Source organism: Pseudomonas sp. G3-19, from assembly GCF_054855875.1.
Genome location: NZ_JBMPIQ010000003.1, coordinates 505276 through 525326, shown reverse-complemented (window position 1 = coordinate 525326; position 20051 = coordinate 505276). Strand labels below are relative to the sequence as shown.

General features: G+C 59.7%; 18 protein-coding genes. 11 read left to right on the top strand and 7 right to left on the bottom strand.

Translation table 11 applies throughout. The features are described 5' to 3' along the window. Positions 1 to 194 precede the first annotated feature (194 nt). Complete coding sequence (locus ACOYXI_RS02470; RefSeq protein WP_461674247.1) at positions 195 to 1535, top strand: S-type pyocin domain-containing protein; 1341 nt, start codon at positions 195 to 197, stop codon at positions 1533 to 1535. A 7-nt stretch (positions 1536 to 1542) separates the two neighbouring features. After that, positions 1543 to 1794: a bacteriocin immunity protein gene (locus ACOYXI_RS02465; RefSeq protein ID WP_134786047.1), complete on the top strand. Its 252-nt coding sequence runs from the start codon at positions 1543 to 1545 to the stop codon at positions 1792 to 1794. 292 nt (positions 1795 to 2086) lie between these two features. Here ACOYXI_RS02465 and ACOYXI_RS02460 read toward each other — a convergent pair whose 3' ends face one another. Then, positions 2087 to 2425, bottom strand: coding sequence for an FKBP-type peptidyl-prolyl cis-trans isomerase (locus ACOYXI_RS02460; protein ID WP_134786045.1), 339 nt, complete (start codon positions 2423 to 2425; stop codon positions 2087 to 2089). Positions 2426 to 2588: 163 nt separating this feature from the next. Here ACOYXI_RS02460 and ACOYXI_RS02455 point away from each other — a divergent pair, with 163 nt between their 5' ends. Beyond that, positions 2589 to 3668, top strand: coding sequence for a sensor domain-containing diguanylate cyclase (locus ACOYXI_RS02455; RefSeq protein WP_134786044.1), 1080 nt, complete (start codon positions 2589 to 2591; stop codon positions 3666 to 3668). Between the two features lie 9 nt (positions 3669 to 3677). On the opposite strand, the gene ACOYXI_RS02450 is transcribed toward ACOYXI_RS02455, so the two are convergent. After that, positions 3678 to 3986 carry an RcnB family protein gene (locus ACOYXI_RS02450; RefSeq protein WP_003223974.1) on the bottom strand — a complete coding sequence of 103 codons (309 nt, stop codon included), beginning with the start codon at positions 3984 to 3986 and terminating at the stop codon, positions 3678 to 3680. 213 nt (positions 3987 to 4199) lie between these two features. On the opposite strand from ACOYXI_RS02450, the gene ACOYXI_RS02445 reads away from it, so the two are divergent. The 5 genes from ACOYXI_RS02445 to ACOYXI_RS02425 all read left to right on the top strand — a co-directional run bounded on the left by ACOYXI_RS02445 (position 4200) and on the right by ACOYXI_RS02425 (position 10246). After that, positions 4200 to 4796: a LemA family protein gene (locus ACOYXI_RS02445; protein WP_372241212.1), complete on the top strand. Its 597-nt coding sequence runs from the start codon at positions 4200 to 4202 to the stop codon at positions 4794 to 4796. Between the two features lie 23 nt (positions 4797 to 4819). Next, positions 4820 to 5821 (top strand): M48 family metalloprotease, encoded by a 1002-nt coding sequence (locus ACOYXI_RS02440; RefSeq protein ID WP_095139685.1) that lies wholly within the window; start codon positions 4820 to 4822, stop codon positions 5819 to 5821. 58 nt (positions 5822 to 5879) lie between these two features. Further along, positions 5880 to 7820 (top strand): M48 family metallopeptidase, encoded by a 1941-nt coding sequence (locus ACOYXI_RS02435; RefSeq protein WP_461674246.1) that lies wholly within the window; start codon positions 5880 to 5882, stop codon positions 7818 to 7820. A 353-nt stretch (positions 7821 to 8173) separates the two neighbouring features. Beyond that, entirely contained in the window at positions 8174 to 9466 is a 1293-nt protein-coding gene (tcuC, locus tag ACOYXI_RS02430; RefSeq protein WP_098968204.1) for an MFS transporter, read from the top strand. Between the two features lie 12 nt (positions 9467 to 9478). Beyond that, the gene (locus ACOYXI_RS02425) at positions 9479 to 10246 is read left to right on the top strand and encodes a substrate-binding domain-containing protein (protein WP_461674245.1); all 768 of its coding nucleotides are present in this window, start codon (positions 9479 to 9481) and stop codon (positions 10244 to 10246) included. Here the strand turns inward: ACOYXI_RS02425 and ACOYXI_RS02420 are convergent. After that, positions 10236 to 11150 carry a LysR family transcriptional regulator gene (locus tag ACOYXI_RS02420; RefSeq protein WP_097088034.1) on the bottom strand — a complete coding sequence of 305 codons (915 nt, stop codon included), beginning with the start codon at positions 11148 to 11150 and terminating at the stop codon, positions 10236 to 10238. The genes ACOYXI_RS02425 and ACOYXI_RS02420 overlap by 11 nt on opposite strands. Positions 11151 to 11401: 251 nt before the next feature. Here ACOYXI_RS02420 and ACOYXI_RS02415 point away from each other — a divergent pair, with 251 nt between their 5' ends. Continuing rightward, entirely contained in the window at positions 11402 to 13210 is a 1809-nt protein-coding gene (locus ACOYXI_RS02415) for a monovalent cation:proton antiporter-2 (CPA2) family protein (protein ID WP_461674244.1), read from the top strand. Between the two features lie 123 nt (positions 13211 to 13333). Here ACOYXI_RS02415 and hcnC read toward each other — a convergent pair whose 3' ends face one another. The 4 genes from hcnC to ACOYXI_RS02395 all read right to left on the bottom strand — a co-directional run bounded on the left by hcnC (position 13334) and on the right by ACOYXI_RS02395 (position 17682). Continuing rightward, positions 13334 to 14593, bottom strand: coding sequence for a cyanide-forming glycine dehydrogenase subunit HcnC (gene hcnC / locus ACOYXI_RS02410; RefSeq protein WP_098968200.1), 1260 nt, complete (start codon positions 14591 to 14593; stop codon positions 13334 to 13336). Then, positions 14586 to 15995: a cyanide-forming glycine dehydrogenase subunit HcnB gene (hcnB, locus tag ACOYXI_RS02405; protein WP_461674243.1), complete on the bottom strand. Its 1410-nt coding sequence runs from the start codon at positions 15993 to 15995 to the stop codon at positions 14586 to 14588. Before hcnB ends, hcnC begins: the two co-directional genes overlap by 8 nt. Next, a complete protein-coding gene (hcnA, locus tag ACOYXI_RS02400; RefSeq protein WP_461674242.1) occupies positions 15992 to 16306 on the bottom strand; it encodes a cyanide-forming glycine dehydrogenase subunit HcnA in 315 nt (104 codons plus the stop codon). Before hcnA ends, hcnB begins: the two co-directional genes overlap by 4 nt. A gap of 434 nt (positions 16307 to 16740) precedes the next feature. After that, entirely contained in the window at positions 16741 to 17682 is a 942-nt protein-coding gene (locus ACOYXI_RS02395; RefSeq protein WP_027613238.1) for a hypothetical protein, read from the bottom strand. 307 nt (positions 17683 to 17989) lie between these two features. Here ACOYXI_RS02395 and ACOYXI_RS02390 point away from each other — a divergent pair, with 307 nt between their 5' ends. Then, entirely contained in the window at positions 17990 to 18673 is a 684-nt protein-coding gene (locus ACOYXI_RS02390) for a response regulator transcription factor (RefSeq protein ID WP_027613239.1), read from the top strand. Then, positions 18651 to 20045 (top strand): sensor histidine kinase, encoded by a 1395-nt coding sequence (locus ACOYXI_RS02385; RefSeq protein WP_027613240.1) that lies wholly within the window; start codon positions 18651 to 18653, stop codon positions 20043 to 20045. Before ACOYXI_RS02390 ends, ACOYXI_RS02385 begins: the two co-directional genes overlap by 23 nt. Positions 20046 to 20051 lie beyond the last annotated feature (6 nt).

The following is a 20051-nucleotide window of genomic DNA, read 5'->3' as shown; positions in this document are numbered from 1 at the left end:
CCAGTGGCCACCATTCAAACGCTCACCCCAAGAGTTTATCCTTCGCCCCTCAGCAAACGACACGAAATACAGGGAACCATCTGCAAGGCTTTTGGGATTAGTCCTACAGCCACCGCGTTCGCTGCTCGATAACGTCAATGCTGCCCCAGCTTCGGCTGGAACTCACCAAGGAAGAAAGGAAGAAAGGAAGCTGCATGTCTGGCTATGTACCCAACCCACCAAAGGGCTACCGCTACAGCGGCGTTGAGCCTGTTGATATGCACGCCCAGCGTTGGGCTGAATACAAAGACCTTCCCCCCAAAGAGGAAGCCAAGCCAAATAGCTTGGGGTGTGTGTTCGCCAAGAGCTGCGATCTTCCAGACGGCGTGATCGACCACAAGAATCCAGCCGGATTCATCCCCGTCGAGAAGGTGGCTAACTACGGCGAGTTTGCCATTCTCGGCGGCAATGAAACGGATGCAGACGGGAACATCCCGCTCAAGAAAATCAGTGGTAACGCTCTACCAACTGCACTGGGCAGCCTTCTATTAGGTGGTGCTGCGGCTGCTGGTGCGTCTTGTGGTGGCCTGTGTACTGCCGGAGTTGCTGTTGCTGGCGGGAATGCTGCAACGAGTGCAGGTGCTGCGGGAGCTGCGGGTGCGGGAGCTGGAATAGTTACTGCTGGCGTAGTTCTTGGCTCTTTACTGGGAGCTATCGGGCTGATGGTGCCCGGTAATCTCGGAGACAGCAGCTTGTACTCTGAAGAGCAACTGAAGGCGTTAAAGGAAGGCCGCACACGGGTTCGGATTCACGTAGAACAGCAAGCAGATGGCACTCTGAAGGGGTATGGGTACAACCCCCAGAACCGCACTGACTGGGAGATGATTCCGGTTGTGCAATTTGTGGAGCAAGGTTCTCAACAAGTGGCGGACTTTGGCGATGGTGTGACCCTGATCTGGACACCAGCCGTTGACCCGTCCAGCACGTCAGGTATCCCACCGTTAGAGGGTGCACCTCAAGCCCCGCAGATCTGGATTTATCCGCCGTCCGAAAAAGCGGATAGCATCATCGTCAACCCGATCTATCCGCCCGAGTACAAAGACTTCATCCTCGTGTTCCCGGCGGATTCTGGCATACAGCCGCTATACATTGTCATCAGCGCTCGCTACTCACCGGGCGTTGTCACGGGTCGCGGCGAGGATGTCTCTGGTATATGGCTTGCTGGCGCTACAACAGGGCTAGGTGCACCTATCCCTACCCGAATAGCGGATTCATTAAGAGGACAAACCTTTAAAAGCTTCGATACTTTCAGAGGTGCGTTCTGGAGAGCAGTTAGCAACGATCCTGAGCTATTTAGCCAACTGAGTGCGGACGATCAGGCGCGTGTGCTAACTGGTAACGCCCCTACTGTTCGATTCAGAGACTCGGTAGGCAAACGGGTTACCTATGAAATACACCATGTCGAGCTAATTAAAGATGGCGGCGCGGTCTATGACGTGGATAACTTAAGGGTTAACACCCCACGAAATCACATTGATCTTCACAGAAGGAAATAGGCACAGCATGGAAAATATTTCTGACTTTACCGAAGCCGAATTCATTGCCTTTATCAAAAATATACGTGTCGTTAACAAAGGAGGCACGGACGAAGAGCTTGGCGAGTTGCTTGAAAAGTTCAGTCGACTTGCGGGGCATCCAGATGGCTACGACCTGATTTTCCACCCGGAACCCGGGGCGGACAACTCTGCCGAAGGTGTAACACGAACAGTGAAGGAATGGCGTGCAGCTCAAGGCCTACCAGGCTTTAAGGAATGACAGCAAGCTAGAAACAATTGTGGCCTCGGCAGTGGCCGCTCTCGGGAAACTCGATGAGCTTGAGATGGAGGCTGTGCTGCCCGCGCTGCAGCGGGTGAAACGGCGGTTTCCGTCACTTGAAAGGACAGTGGCTGACACGTTGACCGAGATTGCGATGGTTGCCTGAGTAAAAATGGCGAGGGCTTGATGGATCGCGGAGCAATGCCCCAACAAGGCCTGCTGCGCAGTCCATCGGGGATAAATCCCCTCGCCACAGGTTGCATGGACACTGATTGATCGGCGTTTATTCGCCTCAATCGTCCCGCGTCAAAACCTCCAACAACTCAATCTCGAACACCAGATTCGAATGTGGCGGAATCTTGCCCATCGTCCGCTCGCCATAGCCCAGATGCGCCGGCACCAGCAGTTTGCGCTTGCCGCCCACTTGCATCCCCATCAGCCCCTGATCCCAACCCTTGATCACCCGGCCCGTTCCAATCACGCACTGAAAAGGTTTGCCTCGGCTGTGGGAAGAGTCGAACTCGCTGCCGTCTTCCAGCCAGCCGGTGTAGTGGGTGGTGATGAGCGCGCCTTTGACGGCAGCCTTGCCCTCGCCCACCTGAAGATCGATTACCTGCAGTTCATCATTCATGACATTCACTCTATTGCTCAACTGGCCGCCGTTTTCCCAGAAATGTCGGCTGTTCGCAACTCATTGACGAAAATTGGCGCTGTATCCGAAGTGACTGACAACCCATTAAGATAGCCAACCGCCATTACTTCACGGATCGATTCTTCATGCTGGCAGTTCCCGAATGACTTACCTCTGGATCAGCCTTGCCCTTGGCGTTGTCATGATTGGATTGATCGTCGTCTTGATCTGGCGAGCGCGCGGTTTGCGCAAGCAACTGGACGAATACCGCGAGTTGCTGACCCGCGCCGCCGAACGGCAGAACATCCACCAGGACGGTGACGCCGAGCGTTTCAAACGCAGCCAATATTTTGCGCGGATCGGCACTTGGGATTGGGAAGTCGACACCGATCGGCTGTACTGGTCAGACGCGATCTATGGCATGTTCGGGTTCAAGATCGGCGAGATCACGCCGTCTTATGCGCTGTTCTGCTCCTGCGTGCACCCGGACGACCGCGTCAGAGTGCGCGACGGTGAATTGCGTTGCCTGGAGACCGGTGAAAACCACGATGAGGAATACCGCGTGGTCTGGCCCGACGGCACGATTCGCTGGCTCCGCGAGACTGGTAATGTGGTGCGCAACGACCACGACGCCGTCATCAAAATGATGGGCGTGGTGCGCGACATTACCGAGGAGAAAGCCTCGGCGAGTTACCTCCAGCACCTCGCCCACTTCGACCCGTTGACCGGTCTGCCCAATCGTCTGGTGCTCGAGGAGCGTTTATCCGAAGCACTGGAACAGGCGCGCCGCAGCCTGACCCGGGTGGCACTGGTGTTTATCGATCTCAACGGTTTCAAGGCGATCAATGACCACTACGGTCATGCCGCCGGCGACCGCGTGCTGATCACCACTGCGACTCGTCTGAAACGCATCCTGCGCGCCACCGACACCGTCGCGCGGATTGGCGGCGACGAATTCGTGGTGATTCTGCAAGGCCTGGCCCCGAGCCTCAACCTGCAGGACGAAGCCCGCAGCATCTGTCAGAAAATTTTCATCGAACTGTCCCCACCGATCTGCATCGGCAACGACCAGCGCCATGTCGGTACCAGCCTTGGGGTCGCGGTGTTTCCGGACCATGCGCCAACCATGGATCGGCTGCTGCACATTGCCGATCTGGCGATGTATGAGGCCAAGCGCAGTGGGAATAATCAGTATCGTTTGGGGGGCGAGAGCCCTGCACGGATGCATGCGCAGGGCCTTTGAGTCCGGTGATTAACGCTCGACAGGCTGCATCTCAACGATGGTGCCGTTGGTGATCATGACCATCACGTACTTGTCGTTGATCTGCACCCACTGCGCCTGATCGACCGGGGCTTTCAAGCCTTTCTGCTTCCAGTTTTTCAATGCTTTGTCGCTGCGCTGATAAATGTCTGGTGCACGGTCGTTGACCTTCAACTCACGGTCGCTGGTCGGCGACTGGACAGCCTGTTCGCTTGAGGTTTGCGCCGCTTGAACAAGTGGGCTGATCCCGGCAATGCCGGCGACCAGGGCCAGGCTGGCGATTAGGGTTTTGCTGTTCATCGGTGAACCTCCTTCAGATGTGTGATACCTGAACTCCGACTGCGGCGTCACGCAATCATTCCTTGTTTTTTAGCTTGGGATGCCCGGGCATTGTCGTTGGCAGGCAGGCCGCCTTCGCGAGCAGGCTCACTCCCACAGGATCCGGGCTCAACTGCATGCTTTTGCGCTAATATGCCGCGCGTAAAATCCCGCCGAGTGAATAAGGACATCACCGTGAACACCTATCTTGTCGTCAATCTGGTTTTGCTCGGTCTTTGCGCCCTCTACGCGGTTCGCGCATTCAACTCGCTGGTCGCACGCCGCAACGAAATCAAGAACGCCTTCGCGCAAGTCGAAGTCCAGCTCAAGCGTCGCTACGACCTGATTCCCAATCTGGTTGCCATTGCCAAGGGCGCTCTGGCCCACGAGCGCGAAACCCTTGAAGCCGTGATCGCGGCACGCAATGCCGCGGTGGCCGTACTTGAGGCCGCGCAGGCACAACCGGGGAACGCGCAAAACATCGAACATCTGGGTCAGGCCGACAGCGCGCTCAATACTGCCGTGGATCGTCTGAATGTCACGCTGGAGGCTTATCCCGATCTCAAGGCCTCGCAGAACATGCTGCAGTTGAGTGAAGAATTGAGCAGTACTGAAAACAGAGTGAGTTTTGCCCGCCAGGCTTACAACGATGCGGTGATGACCTACAACACCCTCAAGCAGAGTTTTCCGACAGTGTTGCTAGCCCCCAGCTTCGGCCATCGCGATGATGCGGCACCGCTCAAATTTGCCGACACTCTGGCGATCAAGACGGCTCCCAAAGTTTCTTTCTAACCCCCTTGCCCACGGAAGGCCCGATGAACTTTTTCGAACAACAACGCCAGGCGAAAAACCAGACCGCGCGCCTGATCAACATGATGATCCTGTCCATTGTCATGTTGATCGGTCTGACGAGCCTGCCTTTCGTCTTCAGTGGTTTTGAGGATTATCTGAGCGGAACCGGAAGTCTGCTGGATGCCTTTATGGCGCTGGGCGTTATCGCAACAATCGTCGGCGGCATCGTGGTGATCGGCGGCCTCCTGAAATACCGGGAGTTACGGGCGGGCGGCAAAGTGGTGGCCGAGAAGCTTGGCGGGCGTTGGCTCAACGGATTTGCGATGACGCCGGGCGAAAAACGGCTGATGAACGTTGTCGAGGAAATGGCTATCGCCTCTGGCAGCGTAATGCCAGCGGTGTACCTGTTACCGGATCAAAGTATCAACGCCTTCGCCGCGGGGTTTACACCTGAGGACGCGGTCATCGGCGTAACCCAGGGCGCAGTCACCCAACTGACGCGCGAAGAGCTGCAAGGGGTGATCGCCCATGAGTTCAGCCACATTTTCAATGGCGATATGCGCCTGAACACGCAACTCGTGGCAGTGGTACACGGCCTTCTGGTGCTAGGGCTTTCCGGCGGTCTGTTGATGGCAAGCCTGCTCAAGGGTGGAAAGCGCGACGTGCGCTTGATGCTGCTGGCGTTATTCGCTGGCTTTTTGCTGTGTCTGGCCGGTTGCATCGGCAATTTTTTTGGCAATCTGGTCAAGGCCGGCGTGAGCCGCCAGCGCGAGTTCCTGGCCGATGCCAGTGCGGTGCAATTCACTCGCAACCCTCAGGCACTCGTCAGCGCCCTGAAAAAAATCGGCGCTCAAGGTTCGTCAATCAGCGCTGCCCGGGCCGGTGAGTACAGTCATTTGTACTTCAGCACAGGCGTCTCGACCACGCTGAGTCGCATGTTTGCTACCCATCCCGATCTGAGCGTACGTATCCGGCGTATCGATCCACAATGGGACGGCCAGCTTACTGCGTCGTCCGCGCAGTAACCGCCAGCCCCCCTGAACACGATACGACAGGCGCACCCGACATCTTCCGGACTTTACGATGAATTTCTTCCAGCAACAGCGCCAGGCCAAGCGCCGCTCGGTGCTGCTCGTTATTTTGATGGGCCTCGCTGTACTCAGTCTGATCCTCATGTCGTGCTTACTGATGACGCTGCCGGTTTCCGACGGCGACGGCAATACGGTCATAGACCTTGAGTTGAGCTGGGAAATGTTCACCGCCGTTTCGGTGGTGGTGACAAGCATTGTGCTGGTCGGCGGCCTGGTCAAATACGGCGAATTATCGGCCGGCGGCAAAGTGATCGCACGTCGGCTGGGCGGACGTCTGATCAATCACAGCGCGCAAACTCTGGAAGAGCAGCGCCTGGTCAATGTGGTCGAGGAAATGGCCCTGGCGTCGGGCACCGTCGTGCCTTCGGTGTACCTGCTACCGGATTTGGGCATCAACGCATTCGCCGCAGGTTTTACCGCGCAAGACGCGGTCATCGGTGTGACGCAGGGAGCGATCACCCTACTGTCGCGTGATGAACTGCAAGGCGTAATCGCCCACGAGTTCAGTCACATCTACAACGGTGACATGCGTTTGAACACTCGCCTGGTCGCCGTCGTCCACGGCATCCTGGTGATCGGCCTGACTGGCAGCTTCATTTTGCGCGGCATGGATGACGTGCGTCGCTCCCCAGTCAATCGCACTCAACCGGCCATCCTCACCGTGATGTTTGGCACCGTGCTGTGCATCGTCGGGTATGGCGGGACTGTGTTCGGCAATCTCATCAAGGCGGCGGTCAGCCGGCAGCGCGAATTCCTTGCCGATGCAACAGCGGTGCAGTACACCCGCGACCCACATAGCATTGCCGGTGCATTGAAGAAGATCGGCGGCTACGCGTTGGGCGCGAAGATCAACGCGGCGCGCGCCGCCGAGTTCAGCCATCTGTATTTCGGTTCGGGTACTTCAAGCTTTGACTTGATGTCCAGTCATCCGGATTTGAGCGAGCGTATTCGTCGCATCGATGCCAGTTGGGATGGCACGTTCGTGAAAATTGCCGCGCCGCCGCAGGACTCAATGGTGGCCAGAGCCGTGTTGCCGGTCCCGGATGCCTTCAGCGGCGTGCCGGACACAGCGATGTCCGTGGTGTACGACATGAACGCCGTGCAGGCATCCGTGGCCGCTATCGGTGCGCCACGCGCCGAACATCTGATCGAAGCGCGCCGGGTGCTGGAGAAAATTCCACAAAAGCTCAAACTTGCGGCACGCAGCACTGACAGCGCGCAAGCTTTGGTATACGGCCTGTTGTTGTCACGCTCCGACTCGCTGCGGGCACTGCAATTATCTCTGCTGGAGTCGAGCCTCGACCGCACGCTGTTCAACATCCTCAATGCCATGCGCGAGCATTTGTCACTACTCAATCCGGGCCTGCGCCTGCCGTTGCTGGATCTTCTGATTCCCAGCCTTAAGCGCCTTGGCAAGAAACCTTTCGCGACGATGAAGCAGAACATGAACCTGCTGATTGACGCCGATAACGAAACCGAGCTGCTGGAGTGGACACTGCTACGCATAGTCGAACGCAATGTCGAGGGCGCGCCAGCGGTTCAGTTCAAGTTCGGCTTGTTCCAGTGCGCCGAACAACTGCTGGTGCTGCTGAATGCGATGGCGCGCGCCGGTCAGCAGAATCAGCAAGTGGCGTTGCAGGCGCTGCACTTTGCCTGGGAGGGATTGCCATTCGAGCGACCGTCGGAATTACCGGTCGAACTTGAGGATCTGCAAGGGCTCGAAGCCGCAATCAAACGCCTGCGCCACTTGATGCCAGAAGAACGGCCTGCCCTGCTCAATGCGATGACCCGCTGTGTGATGCATGACGGGGTAATCACTGTGGCGGAAGCCGAGTTGTTTCGTGCGGTGGCGGATCTGCTCGACTGCCCGCTGCCACCCTTTCTGATCACAGAGCCCGACACGGGAACGAGCATGAATGGGAGTGCAGACTAACCGGGCGGCACTTCCAGCACTCGCTTTATCTGACACAACGCCTTCGCGAGCAAGCTCGCTCCCACAGAGCAGTTGGTGGGAGCAAGGTTTGCAGTCAATCCGGAAACTTGTGGGAGCGAGCTTGCTCGCGAAGAGGCCGGCACATTCAACACTTTTCCGCCTGAACCACCGCTTTCGCGAGCAAGCCCGCTCCCACAGATTAGATGGTGTTTTCAGGATTGATCCGCTTTGTGCATCAATCCATGCCAACAATGCAATTAACATCCTGTTACAGCTGCGCGACCATCCGCCGCAATAACAACCGTGCGCCGCTTCCACGCCGCGCACGTCATAAAAGCGGTGGAGATTTTTCTATGACAGCCTCAATCCCACACGGCGGCTCGCGGGCCGGCGCCATTTTCCGGGTCACCTCGGGCAACTTCCTCGAACAGTTCGACTTCTTTCTGTTCGGCTTCTACGCCACGCAGATCGCGGCGGTGTTCTTCCCCGCGAGCAGTGAGTTCGCTTCCCTGATGATGACCTTTGCCGTATTCGGCGCAGGCTTTCTGATGCGTCCGCTGGGGGCGATCGTGCTGGGTGCGTACATCGATGACGTCGGTCGGCGCAAAGGGTTGATCGTCACCCTGTCGATCATGGCCAGCGGCACGATCCTGATTGTGCTGGTGCCCGGATACGAGACCATCGGTCTGTTTGCGCCAGCGCTGGTGCTGGTCGGACGGCTATTGCAAGGCTTCTCCGCCGGTGCGGAACTGGGCGGTGTTTCGGTGTACTTGTCGGAAATCGCCACCCCTGGCCGCAAGGGCTTTTTCACTGCCTGGCAGTCGGCCAGTCAGCAAGTGGCGATCATCGTCGCGGCAGCCTTGGGCTATGCGTTGAACGCGTGGATGGCGCCAGACGTGATTGCCGATTGGGGCTGGCGCATTCCGTTTTTCGTCGGTTGCATGATCGTGCCCTTCATCTTTTTCCTGCGGCGTAACCTGGCAGAAACCGAAGAGTTTGCCGCACGCAAACACCGCCCGAGCATGAAGGAAGTGTTTCGCACGCTTGGTCAGAACTGGGGCGTGGTGCTGGGCGGCATGTTGATGGTCGCGCTGACTACCACCGCGTTCTACCTGATCACCGTGTACGCGCCGACCTTCGGTAAAACCGTGCTGCACCTGAGCACTTCCGATGCGTTGCTGGTGACCTTGCTGGTCGGCGTGTCGAACTTCTTCTGGTTGCCGATTGGCGGCATGTTGTCCGACCGTATCGGCCGGCGCCCGGTGCTGATCGCCATGGCGCTGCTGGCATTGGCCACCACCTATCCGGCGCTGTCGTACCTGGTGCAGGCGCCGAGCTTCAGTCACATGTTGCTGTCGCTGCTGTGGCTGTCGTTCATCTACGGCATGTACAACGGCGCGATGATTCCGGCGCTGACCGAGATCATGCCGGTGGAAGTGCGAGTAGCCGGTTTCTCCCTCGCCTACAGCCTGGCGACCGCGATTTTCGGCGGTTTCACCCCGGCGATGTCGACCTTCCTGATCCAGTACACCGGCGACAAAGCGGCGCCGGGTTACTGGATGAGCGTCGGCGCACTGTGCGCGTTGTGCGCCACGTTGTACCTCTATCGCCGCGCAGGCGGCCGTTTGCAACCGGTTGCCGCATAAGGAGCAATCACCTTGAAAAAACTGATCAATCTCAGCGCCATCGCCCTCTTCGCTTTCAGCGCCCTGGCCCATGCTGAACAGCTGAATGTGATGACGTCGGGCGGCTTCACCGCCGCCTACAAAATCCTCGGCCCGAAATTCGCGGCCGCCACCGGCAACACCCTCGACACCCAACTCGGCCCGTCGATGGGCAAGGCGCCGGAAGCGATCCCTAATCGCCTCGCTCGCGGTGAGCACGCCGACGTGGTGATCATGGTCGGCTACGCCCTCGATGACCTGATCAAACAGGGCAAGGTCGACCCGGCCTCGCGGGTCGAACTGGCGGATTCACGGATCGGTCTGGTGGTGCGTGAAGGCGCGCCGAAGCCGGACATCAGCAGCGTCGAAAGCCTGAAGAAAACCCTGCTCGACGCAAAATCGGTGGCCTACTCCGACAGCGCCAGCGGCGTGTACATCGAGAAGGAGTTGTTCAACAAACTCGGTGTCGAGGATCAACTGAAACCGAAAGCGAAGATGGTCCCGAAAGTCCCGGTCGGCTCGGTGGTTGCCACCGGCGATTATCAACTGGGCTTCCAGCAGGTCAGCGAATTGCTGCCGGTGCCGGGGGTGACGTTTGTCGGCAAGATTCCGGAGTCGGTGCAGTCGGTGACGCGCTTCGCCGCCGGCATCCCGGTCGGCGCACAGCATCCAAAAGAGGCCAAGGCCCTGCTCAACTATCTTGCCGCGCCTGCCGCCCAGGCTGACGTGCAAGCCACAGGGCTGGATTCGGTCAAGCGCTAAGCGTTGGCGGCTGGACTTTCATTTCCACTACCAGCCGCTCCAGTTCCAATGCCGCCGGGGTCAACGTGCGACCCCGGCGCTTGAGGATGCCGACACTGCGCATCACTTGCGGATCGGTCAGCGGCACCCGCGTCAGGATCGGATGATCCGGCCCGGGCATCGCCATCAACGGCACCGCCGCCACGCCAAGCCCCGCCTCCACCAGACCAATCATGGTCGTCACATGCCGCGTCTCGCAGATGCTCGGGCGCTGCGGCACCACGCTGCTCAAGGCCTGATCGAGCAGAAAACGGTTGCCGGACGTCTTGTCCAGCGAGATGTAATCCTGCTGATAGAACTCGTCCCAGGTCACGCTGCTGCGTCCGGCCAAAGGGTGATCGCGCCGGCAAGCGACGACATAGCACTCCTGCACAAGCGGTTCGAAATCGACTTTGGCATCCTGCGTGCCCAGAAAACTCAACCCGAAATCCGCCTCGCCGTTGACCACTGCGCTCAACACGTCGTGGGCGCTGGAGTCGAGGACTTTGACCTTGATCCGCGGAAACTGCTGGTGATAGCGAGCGACCACCCGCGGCATGAAGTAGTACGCCGCCGAGGGTACGCAAGCCACGGTGACATGACCGAGTCGGGTCGATGCGACTTCACTGATGCCCAGCAGCGCCACGTCCAGATCATCCAGCAAACGCTCGACGCTGGGCATGAAGCCACGCCCGGCCTGGGTCAGGCTGACTTTGCGCGTGGTCCGCTCGAACAGCTTTACGCCGAGGGCGTCTTCAAGCTTCTCGATGCGTCGGCTCAGGGCCGGTTGTGACAGGCGCACGGTGTCGGCGGCCTTGCGGAAACTGCCCTGCTCGACCACGGCGCGAAAGGCTTGCAGGTCGTTGAGGTCGAAGTTGATGGCCATGGCGGACTCGAAAAGATTGATTCATGAAGGCTATCAATGTAACCAAATGATGCAATTTATTACAGATTTGATGATATCGCCCTTGTGGGAGCGGGCTTGCTCGCGAATGCGGTGTCACAGTCGCCATCAACATCGACTGAACCAGCGCTTTCGCGAGCAAGCCCGCTCCCACAGGGTTTTGTGGTGGATTGACGAGCGGCGCAGCCCTTATCCTTGTCACCCCCCGCCGTACCGCTGTCAGGAGTCAACCCATGCCCCATGAAGGCAACCTGTTACAAGCCGCTGTCGTGTTTCTCCTCGCAGCCGTGCTTACCGTGCCACTGGCCAAGCGTCTGCAACTGGGCGCGGTGCTCGGTTATCTGTTGGCGGGGGTGATCATCGGCCCGTCGGTGCTCGGCCTGATCGGCAATCCGCAGAGCGTTGCGCATATTTCCGAACTGGGCGTGGTGTTGCTGTTGTTCATCATCGGCCTTGAGCTGTCACCCCGTCGCTTGTGGGTAATGCGCAAGTCGGTGTTCGGCGTGGGTCTGGCGCAGGTGCTGCTGACGGCGGCGGTGATCGGCGTGCTGGCGTTGTACGTGTTCGGACAGCCGCTGAACAGTGCGATCGTGCTCGGTCTTGGTCTGGCGCTGTCTTCCACCGCATTCGGCCTGCAAAGCCTGGCCGAGCGCAAGGAACTGACCAGCCCGCATGGGCGGCTGGCGTTTGCGATTCTGCTGTTTCAGGACATCGCCGCGATCCCGTTGATCGCGCTGGTGCCGATGCTCGCCAGCAGCGCCCACGCCAGCAGCAACGCGGAAAGCCTGAACCACGGTTTGCAAGTACTCGGCGGGATCGCCGTGGTGGTGGTCGGCGGGCGTTATCTGTTGCGTCCGGTGTTTCGCGTGGTGGCAAAAACCGGTCTGCCGGAAGTCTCTACCGCCACCGCATTGCTGGTGGTGATCGGTACGGCGTGGCTGATGGATCTGGTCGGCGTGTCGATGGCGCTCGGAGCTTTCCTCGCCGGCCTGCTGCTGGCGGACTCGGAGTATCGCCATGAACTGGAAGCGCAGATCGAGCCGTTCAAAGGCCTGCTGCTCGGGCTGTTTTTCATCAGCGTCGGCATGGGCGCCAACCTGAGTCTGCTACTGAGTGCGCCGATCACCGTGCTGGGCCTGACGCTGCTGCTGATCGGCTTGAAGTTGCCGCTGCTGTTTGTGGTCGGGCGTCTGGCCGGTGGGCTGACCAAGGTCAGTGCGATTCGCTTGGGTATCGTGCTCGCCGCCGGCGGTGAATTTGCCTTTGTGGTGTTCAAGATCGGGCGCGATCAGGGCCTGTTCGAACCGCGCCTGTATGACTTGCTGGTGCTGACCATCACTCTGTCGATGGCCTTGACGCCGTTGCTGCTGTTGATCTGTGCACGATTGGTCAGCCCGAAAGTGCAGCCAGTGGAGGTGCCGGAGAAATTCCGCGAAATCGACACCGAGGCACCGCGCGTGGTGATTGCCGGCATGGGCCGGATGGGCCAGATCGTGGCGCGGATTCTGCGGGCGCAGAACATCAAGTTCGTGGCGCTGGACACCTCGGTGGAAACCATCGAACTGTCGCGCAGTTTTGGCGGCGTGCCGGTGTTCTACGGCGACCCGATGCGCCCGGAAATCCTCAATGCGGCGAAGGTTGGCGAGGCGGAGTATTTCGTGATTGCCACGGATGATCCGGAGACCAACATCAAGACCGCCGAGATCGTGCGCAAGCTGTATCCGCACATGAAGATCATCGCTCGCGCACGTAACCGTCAGCACGTGCACCGCCTGGTCGATGTCGGCGCCGAAGCGATTCGCGAGACCTATTACTCCAGCCTGGAAATGAGCCGCCGTACCCTGGTCGGCCTCGGCCTGACCCAGGCCCAGGCCGATGCGCGGATCAAGCGTTTCAAACACCATGACGAACAGGTGCTGGAAGCCCAGCACGCGGTCTACGACGACGCGGCCAAAGTCCTGCAAACCGCCCAGGAAGCCCGAGCGGAACTGGCGCGGTTGTTCGAGTCGGATCAACTGGAAGAAGAAGCGCGCAAGGTCTGACTTCAGCGCAATTCCAATTGTAGGAGTGAGCCTGCTCGCGATGGCGATCTATCAGTACCCATCTCTGTTACTGACACACCGCCATCGCGAGCAGGCTCACTCCTACAGGGATTGTGGATGGGCTCAGGCCATTTCCAATTCACGCTCTTGCTTGACCGGTACAGTCTCAAACCGATCCGCCAGGAACGGTGTGATATCCAGCGGCAGCGCTTCCTGATTGACCAGTTTGTCCAGCAGCACGCCGGTGATCGCTGAGGTCAGAATACCGGTGCGGAAGTGTCCGCAGGCATTCAGGTAACCCTCCACCCCACGCATCGGCCCGAGGATCGGCAGCTCATCCGGCGAGCCCGGACGCAATCCGGCCCAGGTGCGCTTTAGATTGACGTCCTTGAGTTCCGGCAGGCACCGCACCGCGCCCTGCACCAGTCCGGCGATTTCCGGGTAGGTGGTGGTGACGTCGAAGCCTTTGTCTTCGGTGGTGCTGCCGATCAGGATCTCGCCGTTGTCCTTCTGTGCCACATAGCAGTCGCTGGTGGTCAGGCAGCCGTTGAGGATCTTCGGCATGCGTTCGGTCAGCAGAATCTGGCCCTTGACCGGTTTCACCGGGATACGAATCCCCGTCGCCCACTCGCTCAAGTCCGCCGCCCAGGCACCAGCAGCATTGATCAGGGTCTTGCAGTGGAACACGCCCTCCTCGGCCGTCTGCACGCCAGTCACGCGGCTGCCGTGGTGCAACACACCGGTGACGTTGGTGTTGACGAAGATGTCGACGCCATTCTGCCGCGCGCCTTCCATGTAGGCATCGGCCAGACGGAACGGGCTGACCTGGTGATCGCAAAGAAACTCCAGCGCGCCACGGGCCTCATGGCTGACGCTCGGTTCCGCTTCACGCAGCGCCGCCTGATCGAGCCAGCGTACCTGATCGGCCAGATGCGGAATGCAACTGACGATGTGCTCGGCGTAGAGGCGGTCTTCGTCGTCATAGATGACGAACTTCAGCCCGGTCTTTTCAAACTTGAAATCCATCCCGTGCTTGTCTTTAAGCTCGCGGTGCAACGCCGGGTACAGCGCGTTGGACTGCAAGGCGAAATCGAAGAAGGACTCCGGCAGGATGTGCGGCGTGCTGGCGTCCACCGCGACCGCCGCGCCCTGGGTTTCGCGCTTGCGGTTGGCCGACATCATGCGGAAGAAAATCACCCCGCAGCCCAGCCCCACCGACTCGCCGATGGCCCACAAGCCTCCGGCCGAAGCGCGGGTCGCGTTGCCCGGGCGCTTGGCGTCGATCACCGCCACCTTGAGGCCCTGGCGCTTGGACAATTGATAGGCGCAGGACGCCCCGATCACGCCGCCGCCGGCAATGATCACGTCATAGAACTTACTCATGGGATGCGGCCTCCGTGCCGACGGACTGGAACGCGGAAAAAGGGATCGGATCAATCGGGAAGCGCGGACGCAGCCAGCCGACGTCCTTGCGCCCGGTGGCCTGACGCAGACGGTCGCTGCAGTAGCCGACACACATCCGCCCCTGACAATCGCCCATGCTGACGCGGGTGCGCATTTTCAGGCTGGCGATGTCTTGCACACCCTGCTCCAGTGCCAGATCGATGTCCGCGCGGGTGGCGTGTTCACAGCGGCAGATCACGGTGTCGGCGGCCGGCAAAGCGGTCTGGCCGACACCGCGTTCGGTGTAGCGATCAACAGCCGCGCGGAAGCGCACGATGGATTTGAGCTTGCCCAGATAACGATCGCGGCGAACCCGCGCCAGCTCTTCTTCGATCACCCCGCGTTGCAGGAGGATCGAGGTCGCGGCGATCTTGCCGGCAAGCATCGCCGCTTCACCGCCGCGAATCCCGCCCATGTCACCGGCCAGATGCACGTGCGGGTCGTTGCTTTGCTGCCAGTTGTTCGAATTGGCGCGCAGGTAACCGTCGTCGCTGAAACCGTGATCGAGGCCCATCTGCTGACTGAGCTGGGTGCGCGGAATGAAGCCGTAACCGACCGCCAGGGTCTGCGCTTCGAAGCGCTCGATGCGCGTCAGGTCCGGCTCCCAGCTGGCCGAGTAAGGTGCCACGGTGACGCTTTTCAGCTCGCCGTCGCCGTGGGCTTCGACCACGCCCCAGCCGTAGTTCATCGGGATGCCGTGCAGTTTAAGGTAAGCAAGCATGCTCAAACCGTCGAGGAACAGCTGCGGCTTGTTCAGCAACGCCAGGCTTTCGCGGGCGATCTTGCCGAAGGCGCAGGCTTCGTACACGCCCGCGACCTTGACGCCGGACGCGTGCAGCTGCGTTGCCACCAATGGCAGCAACGGCCCGGTACCGGCGATGACCACCGGCCCCTGCGGCTTGACCACGCCACTTTTGATTTGCAGTTGCAGGCCGCCGAGCATGATCACCCCCGGCAGGGTCCAGCCGGGAAACGGCACGCTGCGTTCGTGGCAGCCGGCGGCCAGCAGCAATTGCGGATACTCGATCTCGTGCAGCTGCTCGTCGCCGTCGAGCACCACCAGCGCGCGGGTGCCTTCGGCGCCGACCACGCGATGATTGAGGCGCACGTCGATCAACCCGGACTGTTCCTGGAAATCACCGTGCAGTTTGCTCAGGGCTTCGGAATAGCGCGGCCCCAGATAATCCAGTTGCACGCCGTCGCGCAGCGGCCCGCGATAGACCACGCCACCAAGACGCGAGGCCTCTTCGAGCAAGGTGCAGCGCACCCCATGACGCGCCAGCTCGATGGCCGCCGCCATCCCCGCCGGACCACCGCCGACGATCACCGGTTGCAGGCTCATACGACCTCCAGCTCGTTGATGCGGTTGACCTGGGTTTCGATCTGCATGCCGTCGCGCACCACGGTCTGACAGGCACGGCGCTTGTGGCGGCCGTTGATCTTCACCAGGCAGCACTGGCACACACCCATGCCGCAGTAGGCGCCGCTGATCTGGCCATGGTCGTTGCGTGCGACCTGGCGCACGCCAAGGGACTGGATAACGCTCAGGACGGTTTCGCCAATGGCCGCCGTCACCGGTTGACCATTGATGTGGACGGTCATATCCGCCTGGGTCAGGGGCTGGATATCGAAAGTGCGTTCTAGGCAGTGCATTACGAAGTTCATCCGTGAAAAGGTTCAGGGGGAAGGTATTGCGTCAGCTCCTTGCTGCTCTACACCATGCGGCCCGTTTAATTGTTCGATTACAGGCGGGCTCGCGGGTACTTCGTCAGCGCAGCAAAGTGCGCGTGAAGCACTGTAGTTCAAACCTCAGCGAAGGCCTGGAACATTTACGTTAGGGGAAGTTACAAACGCGAATATTGATCCAGGCCAGTGAAAGCGGTCGGATTGTTCAACGATTCGGTTGAAGAAGACGAATGGTGCACGCCAGAAAGCAAAAAGCCGCTTTCACCGTGAAGTGAAAGCGGCCGAGGCATGGGCCTCAATGGAGCATTGGAATCAGTGTACGAACAGGGCGATCAGGATGATGATCGGGATTGGCACACCGAGGAAAAACAGTAATAGAGAGCGCATGGTGATTCTCCTTGTTAACGGACTGGAGGCAGAGTGGTCGTGGTGGCGTAGGTCTCGACTTCAACGTACTCGACCGCATCCCGGCGACGACCGCCGAAGGTGGCTGCGAGACTGGCGAAGAACGCACCGGCCAGCAACGCGATGAACATCCACAGCGAGGTCCAGGCAGCAACTTTCGCAGCGGTGTCGGCAGCCTGTTGGGCTTTGACTTTGGCGTCGGCGATGGCCTTCTGAGTGCGGGCATACACTTCATCGACACGCTTCTCGGCGTCGGCCTGACTCAGATTGGTTCGTTGTGCGACCAGTTGCGCGAGGTAGGTACGGTCTTCCGGACTGAGTTGGCCGTTGGCCAGGCTCTGGGCGAAGATCCGCGCTACGGCGCCATGGGCGGCATCATCACTGACCGACGCTGGACGGTCATCGCGGAACAGATTGTCGATGTAGTAACCGTACTGATTGCTGTCGGTGTTGGCCGCTGCGCTACCGGCAGCCTGAGTCGCGGCAGCCGCTGCGCCACCGGCGACACTGGCACCGGCCTGCACACCGCCACTGATCACACTGCTGACCGAGCCGACTACCAATACTGCGGTGACCAGCGTGGCCACACACCAGGCAAGGAAGCCATGGGCAGTATCACGAAAATACACTTCATCCCCGTGCATGTTGGCCCACTTCACCCGCAGCCGACCGGCGATGTAGCCACCCAGACCCGAGGCGATGATTTGCGTCGCCGCCAGCCAGACAATCGTCGAAATCCCCAGACCCTTGGCGCTGATGCCCTCCCCGGCCCAAGGTGAAACGGCAGAGAATCCCAAACCGAAGCCAAGCAGCACTAAAATCATCGACAGTGCTGCGGCCGCCGCTGCGCCCGCGAAAATCGCGCCCCAGGACACGCCTGACACGTTGCTCGACTCTCCTTCGAAGGCAGGATAAAACCCATCAGAGGATCTATTCATTGTTGTAGTGCTCCAGGCATGAAAAATGGTGTTACAACTCGTCACGAGATGAATTGCAGCGACCGTGCCAGTCGAGAGCCCGAAATAAATCCTTCAATTTCAATGATTTAAAAAGACTGAACTTCTACATTCATTGCAATTTGCAACAATGGACGGAAAGCAGCGGGTTTTATGCATTGACGCCAACGCCGCGAAGCGCCCCGAATTGACGTTTGTGACAGGCTATACATGAAAGTTAATTTAAAGCGCGACGCAAAATACTTGGCAAAATGCTGCCATTCCGTTTGAACCGATCAAGGCCTGCCCTATGACGCGTATTTTGACCATCGAAGACGACGCCGTGACTGCCCGTGAAATCGTTGCCGAACTCAGCAGCCACGGCCTGCAAGTGGATTGGGTCGACAATGGCCGCGAGGGCCTGGACCGCGCCGTCAGCGGCAACTACGACCTGATCACCCTCGACCGCATGCTGCCGGAACTCGATGGCCTGGCGATCGTCACCACCCTGCGCACCATGGGCGTGGCCACGCCGATTCTGATGATCAGCGCCCTCTCCGATGTCGATGAGCGCGTGCGCGGCTTGCGCGCCGGCGGCGATGATTACCTGACCAAACCGTTCGCCACCGACGAGATGGCCGCACGCGTGGAAGTGCTGCTGCGCCGGCAGAACAGCGTTGCCACCCAGGCCACCACGTTGCAGGTTGCCGACCTCGAACTGGACTTGATCAGCCACGAAGCACGCCGCGCCGGGCAGGTGCTGACGCTGCTGCCCACCGAATACAAGTTGCTGGAATTCCTCATGCGCAACAGCGGGCAGATCCTGTCGCGGATGATGATTTTCGAAGAGGTCTGGGGTTATCACTTCGACCCGGGCACCAATCTGATCGACGTACACATCGGTCGTCTGCGCAAGAAGATCGACGCGGCGGGCAATGTTCCGCTGATTCGCACGGTACGGGGCTCGGGTTATGTCATTGCCGAACCCGTCTGACGGCTGGCGCTCCTCTAGCAGTCGACTGCTGGCGCTGTACAGTTCGCTGTTCGTGGCCTGGAGCGCGATCCTCATGGGGGTCATGTATTTCGAGGTCTCCAGCTATCTCGATAACCTCGCCAAGCATTCGCTGATGCAACGTCAGCATCTGTTTTCGCACTTTCGCGGTGAACAACTGGAAGAAGCGCTCGCCGCCAGCATGACCTTTGACATCCGCGGCATCGACGCCTATGGCCTGTTCGACGCCCAGGGCGTTTACCTCGGCGGTGCCTTGCAGCAACTGCCCGAAGGCCTGCCGCTGGATGGCAAGATCCACACCCTGGATGACTGCGCCGATTCCGATGACCCGACCCTGCCCGCCGACAGCTGCGACGCGGTGGCAACCCAGACCCGCGACGGTCGCTGGCTGGTGTTGTTGCGCGATAACGGTTCGTTGTTCGCCGTGACGCGGATCATTCTGCACGCGTTGTTCTGGGGGGTATCACTGACGATTCTGCCGGGGATTGCCGGTTGGCATCTGCTGCGCCGCCGACCAATGCGCCGCATCCGCGCGATTCAGGACAGCGCCCAGGCGATTGTCGCTGGCGACCTGACCCACCGTTTGCCGCTGTCCAACCGCCGCGACGAACTGGACATGCTCGCCGCCATCGTCAACGCCATGCTCGATCGCATCGAACGGCTGATGCATGAAGTCAAAGGCGTGTGCGACAACATCGCCCACGATTTGCGCACGCCGCTGACGCGTTTGCGCGCGCAGTTGTATCGCATGCAACAGCAGGCGGGTGAAGGCTCACAGGAGGCGGCGCAACTGGACCTGGTGCTGGCCGAGGCGGACACGCTGATGGCGCGGTTTCGCGGATTGCTGCGGATTTCCGAATTGGAAGATCGTCAGCGCCGCTCAGGTTTTGTCGAGCTCGATCCGGTGCAACTGCTGGAAGAACTGCATGAGTTTTATCTGCCACTGGCCGAGGAAGGCGAACTGCTGTTCGTACTGAACATGCCGGAAACCCTGCCACCGCTCAATGGCGACCGGGCGTTGTTGTTCGAGGCGCTGGCCAATCTGTTGAGCAACTCGATAAAGTTCACCCCGGCAGGCGGCACGGTGATTTTGCGTGGTGTGAATGACGGTGGGCATACGCGGATTGAAGTCCACGACTCCGGACCGGGGATTCCCGAAGCCGAGCGTGAGGCGGTGTTCCAGCGTTTCTATCGTGCCGAGGGCGGGCAACCGCAGAGTGGTTTTGGCCTTGGTTTGTCGATTGTCGCGGCGATTGTCAGCCTGCATGGCTTCAATCTTGAGGTGGGCAGCAGTGAGCTGGGCGGTGCGCAGCTGGTGCTGGATTGTCGACAGAGTTTGATCTCGCAGTCCTGAGAATCA

What these genes read in the sequence shown, in the direction of transcription:
- tcuC (WP_098968204.1), top strand. Translation starts at nt 8,174, where the DNA reads ATGACAGCCTCAATCCCACACGGCGGCTCGCGGGCCGGCGCCATTTTC.
- ACOYXI_RS02450 (WP_003223974.1), bottom strand. Translation starts at nt 3,986, where the DNA reads ATGAACAGCAAAACCCTAATCGCCAGCCTGGCCCTGGTCGCCGGCATT.
- ACOYXI_RS02435 (WP_461674246.1), top strand. Translation starts at nt 5,880, where the DNA reads ATGAATTTCTTCCAGCAACAGCGCCAGGCCAAGCGCCGCTCGGTGCTG.
- ACOYXI_RS02385 (WP_027613240.1), top strand. Translation starts at nt 18,651, where the DNA reads ATGTCATTGCCGAACCCGTCTGACGGCTGGCGCTCCTCTAGCAGTCGA.
- ACOYXI_RS02440 (WP_095139685.1), top strand. Translation starts at nt 4,820, where the DNA reads ATGAACTTTTTCGAACAACAACGCCAGGCGAAAAACCAGACCGCGCGC.
- ACOYXI_RS02395 (WP_027613238.1), bottom strand. Translation starts at nt 17,682, where the DNA reads ATGAATAGATCCTCTGATGGGTTTTATCCTGCCTTCGAAGGAGAGTCG.
- ACOYXI_RS02415 (WP_461674244.1), top strand. Translation starts at nt 11,402, where the DNA reads ATGCCCCATGAAGGCAACCTGTTACAAGCCGCTGTCGTGTTTCTCCTC.
- ACOYXI_RS02465 (WP_134786047.1), top strand. Translation starts at nt 1,543, where the DNA reads ATGGAAAATATTTCTGACTTTACCGAAGCCGAATTCATTGCCTTTATC.
- hcnC (WP_098968200.1), bottom strand. Translation starts at nt 14,593, where the DNA reads ATGAGTAAGTTCTATGACGTGATCATTGCCGGCGGCGGCGTGATCGGG.
- hcnA (WP_461674242.1), bottom strand. Translation starts at nt 16,306, where the DNA reads ATGCACTGCCTAGAACGCACTTTCGATATCCAGCCCCTGACCCAGGCG.
- ACOYXI_RS02470 (WP_461674247.1), top strand. Translation starts at nt 195, where the DNA reads ATGTCTGGCTATGTACCCAACCCACCAAAGGGCTACCGCTACAGCGGC.
- ACOYXI_RS02390 (WP_027613239.1), top strand. Translation starts at nt 17,990, where the DNA reads ATGACGCGTATTTTGACCATCGAAGACGACGCCGTGACTGCCCGTGAA.
- ACOYXI_RS02460 (WP_134786045.1), bottom strand. Translation starts at nt 2,425, where the DNA reads ATGAATGATGAACTGCAGGTAATCGATCTTCAGGTGGGCGAGGGCAAG.
- hcnB (WP_461674243.1), bottom strand. Translation starts at nt 15,995, where the DNA reads ATGAGCCTGCAACCGGTGATCGTCGGCGGTGGTCCGGCGGGGATGGCG.
- ACOYXI_RS02455 (WP_134786044.1), top strand. Translation starts at nt 2,589, where the DNA reads ATGACTTACCTCTGGATCAGCCTTGCCCTTGGCGTTGTCATGATTGGA.
- ACOYXI_RS02420 (WP_097088034.1), bottom strand. Translation starts at nt 11,150, where the DNA reads ATGGCCATCAACTTCGACCTCAACGACCTGCAAGCCTTTCGCGCCGTG.